The 7,856-nt window shown below is 65.5% G+C and carries 7 protein-coding genes; 3 read left to right on the top strand and 4 right to left on the bottom strand.

The genetic code is table 11. The features are described 5' to 3' along the window. Window positions 1–866, bottom strand: an 866-nt coding sequence (locus B4M62_RS14380; RefSeq protein WP_290714240.1) for a Ku protein, incomplete at its 3' end; no start/stop codon positions are given. Window positions 867–920: 54 nt separating this feature from the next. Between B4M62_RS14380 and B4M62_RS14375 the strand changes: the two genes are divergently transcribed. The 3 genes from B4M62_RS14375 (at window position 921) to B4M62_RS14365 (ending at window position 4,926) form a co-directional block, all read left to right on the top strand. Beyond that, a complete protein-coding gene (locus tag B4M62_RS14375; RefSeq protein ID WP_290714239.1) occupies window positions 921–3,257 on the top strand; it encodes an ATP-dependent DNA ligase in 2,337 nt (778 codons plus the stop codon). A 14-nt stretch (window positions 3,258–3,271) separates the two neighbouring features. After that, window positions 3,272–4,009: a metallophosphoesterase gene (locus tag B4M62_RS14370; RefSeq protein WP_290714238.1), complete on the top strand. Its 738-nt coding sequence runs from the start codon at window positions 3,272–3,274 to the stop codon at window positions 4,007–4,009. Window positions 4,010–4,119: 110 nt separating this feature from the next. Further along, a complete protein-coding gene (locus B4M62_RS14365) occupies window positions 4,120–4,926 on the top strand; it encodes an endonuclease domain-containing protein (RefSeq protein ID WP_290714237.1) in 807 nt (268 codons plus the stop codon). A 77-nt stretch (window positions 4,927–5,003) separates the two neighbouring features. On the opposite strand, the gene B4M62_RS14360 is transcribed toward B4M62_RS14365, so the two are convergent. The 3 genes from B4M62_RS14360 to B4M62_RS14350 form a co-directional block, all read right to left on the bottom strand. Continuing rightward, window positions 5,004–6,008, bottom strand: coding sequence for a YdcF family protein (locus B4M62_RS14360; RefSeq protein ID WP_414651858.1), 1,005 nt, complete (start codon window positions 6,006–6,008; stop codon window positions 5,004–5,006). Window positions 6,009–6,162: 154 nt separating this feature from the next. After that, window positions 6,163–7,611 carry a Re/Si-specific NAD(P)(+) transhydrogenase subunit beta gene (gene pntB, locus B4M62_RS14355; protein ID WP_290714236.1) on the bottom strand — a complete coding sequence of 483 codons (1,449 nt, stop codon included), beginning with the start codon at window positions 7,609–7,611 and terminating at the stop codon, window positions 6,163–6,165. Between the two features lie 2 nt (window positions 7,612–7,613). Next, window positions 7,614–7,856 (bottom strand): proton-translocating transhydrogenase family protein (locus tag B4M62_RS14350; RefSeq protein ID WP_290714235.1); only part of this gene is annotated, 243 nt, incomplete at its 5' end.

Genomic DNA, 7,856 nt, shown 5'->3' with positions numbered 1-7,856 from the left:
GGGGTCTTCTTTGCCGGGGTCTTCGTTGCCGGGTCCTTCGTCGCCGGGTCCTTCGTCGCCGGGTCCTTCGTCGCCGGGGTCGCACCCGCCGCGCGGTCCTTGACCGATGCGCGCAATGCGGCGAGCAGGTCGGCGACCTCGCCATCAGCTTCGGCGGGGGCCGCGGGCTGCTCGTCGGTGAACGCCGCCGTGCCGCCGGCCTTCGACTCGATGAGCTTGCCGAGCTCCTCGGTATAGGTGTCGGAGTAGTCATCGGGATCGAAGTCGTTGGCCATCGTCCCGATCAACGACTTGGCCATTTCCAACTCTTGGGGGCGGACCTCGACGTCAGCCTCGAGAAAGGCGAAGTCGGGCTTGCGCACCTCGTCGGGCCAAAGCAGCGTCTGCAAAGTCATGACCCCGTCGACGACACGGAGCGCCGCGAGCCGCGTGCGATTGCGCAGGGTGAAGTTCGCGATGGCGAGGCGGTCGGTGGTCTCCAGCGCCTTCGCCAGGAGCACGTAAGCCTTCGGAGACTTCGACGACGGTTCGAGGTAGTAGGGCTTGTCGAAGCAGATCGGGTCGACCTGATCAGCGGGAACGAACTCTAAGATCGAGATCTCCGGGCTGCGGGTCACCGGCAGCGTCGCGAGGTCCTCCTTGGTCAGGACGACCGTCTCACCCTCGTCGGACTCATACGCATTGGCGATATCGGAATACTCGACCTCGGTGTCGGTGCCCTCACGCACCCGCTTGTACCGGATCCGCACACCGTCCTTGGCGTCGACCTGATGCGACTTGCGATCATGGCTCTCCGTCGCCGAGTACGCCTTGACGGGCACATTGACCAGGCCAAAGCTCAGATCGCCGTTCCAGATCGAGCGCATGGTCCAATTGTGCCATTCTCGGCCCCGATTACACGGAGTTGCCAGAATGGAGCCATGAGCAGCGGCGGAGTCATCGATGTCGACGGCCGTTCGATCAGCGTCACCAACCTCGACAAGGTGCTCTATCCGGCGACCGGGACGCGCAAATTCGAGGTGATCGACTATTACACGCGGATTGCCGACGTCATGCTGCCGCATCTGCGCGACCGCATCGTCACCCGCAAACGGTGGCCATCGGGCGTGGAGGCCGCCCCCTTCTTCGAGAAGAGCCTGCCCGCCGGCAGCCCCGACTGGTTGGATCGCCACACCGTCGGCCACAGCAAGCGCGCCATCGTCTACCCGGTCGTGAACAACCGGGCCGACCTGGTGTGGCTGGGGCAGATGGCCGCCCTCGAGTTGCATGTGCCGCAGTGGCAGGTGTCCTCAGCCGCGGCCGGCCCGTTCGCCAATCGCCTCATCTTCGACCTCGACCCCGGCCCACGAGTCCCGCTGACCCAGTGCGCGCAGGTTGCACTCCTAATCCGCGACGTGCTCGCCGACGTCGGGCTCGCCAGCTGGCCGGTGACCAGCGGCGGCAAGGGAATCCACGTCTACGCCCGCGTCGACCCGCCGGTCGCCCCCGATACGGCCCGATCCATCGCCCGGGAACTCGCCGACGGGCTCGCCGCCGCCCAGCCCGATTCGATAACCGCGAGAATGACGAAAACAGTCCGCGAGGCGCGCGTCTTCGTCGACTGGAGCCAGAACAGCGGCTCCAAGACGACGCTCGCGCCCTACTCGCTTCGCGGACGCGAACAGCCATGGGTCGCGGCGCCGCGCACCTGGGATGAGCTCACTGAACCCCGGCTGGCACAACTGCGCTTCGAGGAGGTGCTCGACCGCAGCGCATCCGGCGGCGATCTCCTTATCGGCCTGGACGGGTCTGCGCCACACCTGCCAGCCAGTCCCGTCGTCGACCTAGGCGACTACCGGCGCAAGCGGACTCCCGGCAAGACGCCGGAGCCCGCTGTCGCGCCGCCCGGCGCGGCCGCTGGTCGGCCGGCCCCCCGGGACGGGCCGATCTTCGTGATCCAGGAGCACCACGCGCGCCGATTGCACTACGACTTCCGGCTCGAGCACAACGGTGTGCTGGTCAGCTGGGCGGTCCCGAAGAACCTCCCCGACGACCCCACACAAAATCGCCTGGCAATCCAGACCGAGGACCACCCGATGGAGTACGCGCAGTTCACCGGCGACATTCCCAAAGGCGAATACGGCGGCGGACACGTCGAGATCTGGGATACCGGGACCTTCACCGTCGAGAAGTGGCGGGACAACGAGATTATCGTCGTCCTCCGGGGCACGAAAGTACAGGGCCGATACGCGCTCATCAAGACCGGCACGAGCGGGGCGCGAGCGGGCCGGGACAAGAACTGGCTCGTGCACCTGATGGCCGACGAGCCACGGCCGCTCCTGCCCGACTCACTGCGCGATCCGCGCCCCATGCTCGCCACCGACGAAAGCATCGAAAAGCTCGACGACAGGTGGGCGTTCGAAGGCAAGTGGGACGGCTACCGGCTCATTACCAGCTACACCGGCGGACAGTTGCGGCTCACGTCCCGCTCGGGCATCGACATGACCGCCGACTTTCCCGAGCTCGCGGGCGTCGCCGACGACCTCGGCCTGCTCGACGTCGTCCTCGACGGTGAGGTCGTCGCGCTGGACTCCACGGGCCGCACCAACTTCACCCTGCTGTCGTCACGGCGGAACAGCGCCGAGCCCTACCGCCTCAAACTGTTTCTCTTCGATATCCTGGCCCTTGGTGGCCGGTCCTTGCTGTCTACCCCCTGGGAGTCGCGCCGCGCGTTGCTCGACGAGCTTGCACCGCTGTTTCGGCAGTCCCGCCATGTCGAGATCCCGCCGCTGCTGCCCGGCCCCGGTGCCGCCGCCGTCGCGGTCAGCCGGGACCGGGGATACGAGGGCGTGGTGGCGAAGCGACGCAATTCGGCCTACCAGCAGGGCCGGCGGGCACAGACGTGGCTCAAGCACAAGAACTGGTCCGACATCGAGGTCGTGGTCGGGGGCTGGCGACCGGGCCGCGGCTCCCGCTCCGCCACGATCGGGTCGCTGCTCGTCGGGCTGCCCGAACAAACCGGGCTGCGCTACGTGGGGCGCGTCGGCACCGGATTCACTGAGGCGGCGCTGAAATCTCTTGCGGCCGAACTGAAACCGCTGACGATCAGCCGCAGCCCCTTCCTCGACGTGCTGGACGCTCCGGTGGCCTCCAGCGCCACCTGGGTGCTGCCGAAAATTGTCGGCGAGGTGCAGTTCCTAGACTGGACCTCGACCGGGCATCTCCGCCATCCGAGCTGGCGGGGGATACGACGCGACAAGCTGCCCGGGGATCTCTAGGAGGCGGCAGTCCGATGTTCGTCATCGCCCACCTGTCGGACCTGCATGTCAACGGCAACCATCACACCCGGGGCCGCATCGAGAGCGCTTTCGACTACATCAACACGCGGTCGGACGGGATCGACGCCCTCTTGGTGACCGGCGACATCACCGATCGCGCCAGCACCGACGAGATGCTTGAGGCCCGCAAGCTCATCACCAGCCCCCTGCCCACCCTGATCACCGTTGGCAACCATGATGCTCGCCCATCATTCAACGCCGTGTTCCGGCCCGGCACCAATCCCACTGCGCCGGTCAACGAGGCGCTCACCGTGGGCGACGTGACACTGCTGTCTGTCGACAGTTCCCTTCCAGGCGAGCGTCGCGGGTTCCTCGACGAGGAGACCATTGATTGGCTCTCCACCGAATTGGCCCGCGCGAGTGGGCCGGTTGTCGTGGCATTCCATCATCCGCCGGTCACGCTGGGCATGCCGATGATGGATTCGATCATGATGTCGAGCCCCGAACGCCTCGGTGCCGTCGTCGACGCCAATCCAAACATCGTGGCGCTCGTCTGCGGGCATGCACACAGCGCCGCGGCGACGACCTTCCACGGACGGCCACTGGTCTTGGCTCCCGGCGTTTCCTCGACACTGAACCTGCCCTTCGAGGGCAGTTCGGTGGTCAACCGTGAACAGCCCGCGGGAGTCGCCTTCCATCTCATCGACGACGACGGGCGCGTGATCACGCACTTCCGGTCAATTCCCGGCTGAGAAAGCTCCCCTCCCGACTCACCGAGGGAGTATTTCCCTCGGTCGTGCACCACGGACACATCGTCAACAGGCAGGAAACCGAACGCGCCCCGCGCTGCGTCTAAGTAGGTATGAGCGGTGTCTATACCCGACAGCAACTGCTGCGCCTGGGCCAGGACGACTCGTCAATCCGCCGGCAGGTCCGCCTCGGGCTCCTGACCCGGGTGCGCGACGGCTGGTACGCCACACCGGGCGCTGAGCCTCATGTGGTGATAGCGGTACGCCAGGGTGGCGCCTTGACCTGCGCCTCAGCGCTCAAGCTCTACCGGTTCTGGGTGCCGCCCGGCTATGCGAAGGTTCACGTCCGCGGCCCGCGCGAACACCGCCCCGGGTTCTGTCGTCACCACGGACGTCCCCGCCCGGTACCGACTCCGGTGGATTCGATCGCCCTTTCCCTGGCCTGCGCCGCGAAGTGCATGACTGCCGAGGACTTCATCGTCGCTGCCGACTCCGTACTGAACAAACGCGGCCTGACGGTCGCCGGCCTGCGATCGGCTCTGACCGGGATCGTCGATGCGAAGACGATGCGGCTACTGGACAAATGTGATCCGCGGGCCCAGTCAGGCACCGAGACCCTGGCCCGGGTGCGGCTCCGTGCTCGTGGCTACAAGGTTCAGGTCCAGCCGAGGCGACCGAGCGGTGGACACTCCGATCTCGCCATCGGCAGACTCATCATCGAATGCGACAGCAGGCAGCACCACCTGTTAGACGAGGCGCAATACGAGAAGGACCGGCTGCAGGACCGTAAGTCCCTACTCGCCGGCAGGCCGACCTTCCGCCTGACCTATGCGATGGTGATTCACCACTGGGACGACGCCCTGGCAGACATTGCCGAGTTTGTCCGCGCCGACCGGCACCGTGACCGGCGGCGCTGTTGAGCATGCTCCCCTGATTCATCCCAGAGGGAGTTTCTCCCCCGGTCTGTCACCACGGTGACATTCCCAACCAGGTCGACCTACTTCTGACCCGACGACCCGCTCTTCATCAGTTCCTTGACCAATTTGTCGGCAAGGTCACCAATAATGCCCGGACCGGTATCGGGGAGCATATCGGCCGCACCCTTGGACACCGGGATGCTTGCAGATCGGGTGGCCTCGTACCGGATACCGGCGACACTCGCGCCGGTCAGCGGTTTGCTGTATTGGCTCAACTCGGTCGGCGTGGTGACCGTGCCGACGACCTTGGTGCCCGCGCCGGCGAAGTTCGCCGCACCACGACGAATATGGTTGGGCGAGGTGATCAGAACGATCTGCGAGATGCCCCGGGCCCGCAGGAGTTCAGTGGTGTTCTGCGCATTGGAGACGGTTGATGTTGACTTGTCCTCGGTGGTGATGCGCGACTCCTCGATCCCCTTTGAGACAAGCCACTTCTTCATCGCGGCAGCCTCGGTGATTCCCTTCTTGGGCACACCGCCGGTAACGAAGATGGGAGTCTGCGGCGACATCTGTGCCTCGTTCAGGCCGGCTTCGAGGCGTTTGACGAGTTCCGGCGCCATCGTGCCGTTCGGCCGAAGTCCGTAGCCGAGGACGACGATCGCGGATCCGGCTGGCGCGCTGACCGGGGAGGTCGACGGCACGATGGCCGCTGCACTAGTCACACCGTCGACGAGGCCGCGGGCCTGCGTAGCAGCACTCGCTCGGACCATACCGAGTTTCTGCAGCGCCGCGTCGCGGGTGGCCGAATCGGCTTCCTGATCGGACCAGATCGCCTGCAGCGCCAGTGCGTCCGGATCGTTGGCCGTGAGCGCGAGCATGCTCTTGATATCGGCAAGTCCACCGGTGATGTCACGCGCGGCGAACTTCTTCTGCGCACTGTTGTAGAGTCCGGGCGCGTCGACGGCGTCGGCGGTCCGCACAATGCCGGGGGAACCGTTCGGCATGCTTCCGAGCACGGTGCCACCGGTTGCGGCGACACTGAGCGCCATCAAGCCGACAGCGACACGCTTCTTCACGCTATTCACATGAGTCACACGCGTAACAGTAGGGGGTATGTGCCACAGCTGAAGTTCAGTCCGATATCGGATCAGCAACAACCCTGGCTGGCCGACTGCCCACTCGGCGGGGTTGAGGTGCCCACTCGGCGGGGTTGAGGTGCCCACTCGGCGGGGGAGTCGGCTACAGCGCTGCGATGATGTCCTCTACGCGATCCTTGGCGTCGCCGAAGAGCATTTGCGTGTTGTCGCGGAAGAACAGCGGGTTCTGTACGCCCGCGTAACCTGCGGCCATCGAGCGTTTGAAGACGATGACATTCTTGGCGTTCCACACCTCGAGAACGGGCATCCCCGCGATCGGCGACGACGGATCCTCCGCCGCAGCGGGATTGACCGTGTCGTTGGCGCCGATGACCAGCACAACGTCGGTGTCGGCGAAATCCTCGTTGATCTCGTCCATTTCCTCGACGATGTCATACGGCAACTTCGCTTCGGCGAGCAGCACATTCATATGCCCGGGGAGCCGGCCCGCGACGGGATGGATGCCGAATCGGACGTCGACGCCCTTCGCCCGCAGCTTCGACGTCAGATCCGCGACCGGGTACTGCGCCTGGGCGACCGCCATCCCGTAGCCCGGCGTGATGATCACCGACGAGGCGTTCGACAGCAGCTCGGCCACACCGTCGGCCTGAATCTCGCGATGCTCACCGTAATCGGTGTCATCGGAGGCGGGGGCCGCGATACCGAAGCCGCCGGCAATGACGGAGATGAACGAGCGGTTCATCGCCTTGCACATGATGTAACTCAGATACGCACCCGACGAACCGACGAGCGCACCGGTCACGATCAGCAGATCGTTGCCGAGCAGGAAGCCCGACGCCGCCGCCGCCCAACCGGAGTAGGAGTTCAGCATCGATACCACGACGGGCATGTCGCCACCGCCGATCGACGCGACGAGGTGCCACCCCAGCGCCAGCGCCAGCACCGTGATCGCCGCCAGCAGGATCCATGGCCGCGCACCGGTGTGCCCGTCGGTGCTGACGTAGAGCACGGTCAGCGCGGCGAACAACAGCAGCGCACCGATGTTGATGAAGTTCTTGCCCGGCAGCATCAGTGGCGAGGACTTCATCCGCGCCGATAGCTTGAGGTTGGCGACGATCGATCCGGTGAAGGTCACCGCACCGATGAAGATTCCGATCGCGATCTCGGCCTCGTGCACGTTGGTCAGCGTGCGCACATCGGACAGGTTGACGCCCTCCCCGTGGAAGCCACCGAGTGCACCGTTCCAGCCGATCAGGACCGCGGCAATACCGACGAAGGAGTGCAGCAGCGCGATGAGTTCGGGCATGCCGGTCATCTCGACAATCTTGGCGCGCCACAAGCCGATCAGCGCACCGACGACGATGGCGCCGGCCAGCAGCCCGATGGGCAGCCACTTGTCGTCGAGCCCCTGCATGTGGTTAAGGCTCAGTGCGATCGTTGCGGCCAGGGCGAGCCCCATCCCGACGATGCCGTAGGTCAGACCGCTGCGGGAGGTCTCATGCTTGGACAACCCGGCCAGCGACAGGATGAACATCAGCGCAGCGACGATGTAGGCCGCGGTGGTGATGGCGGGAATGATGCCGATCGTCATCCTCAGGCCCCCTTGCTGAACATGGCGAGCATGCGGCGGGTCACCGCGAAGCCACCGAATACGTTGATGGAAGCGACCAGAATCGCAATCGCCGAAAGCACCCGAATCGTCGTCGCGTGCTCCACGTCGCCGACGGCGATCTGCAGCAGCGCACCGACGACGACGACGCCGGAAATCGCGTTCGTCACCGACATCAGCGGCGTGTGCAGCGCGTGTGCCACGTTGCCGATGACGTAGTAGCCGAT

Origin of the sequence: Gordonia sp. UBA5067 (assembly GCF_002414845.1) — a bacterium.
Classification (GTDB): domain Bacteria; phylum Actinomycetota; class Actinomycetes; order Mycobacteriales; family Mycobacteriaceae; genus Gordonia; species Gordonia defluvii.
This window is presented reverse-complemented; position numbering and strand designations above follow the sequence as displayed.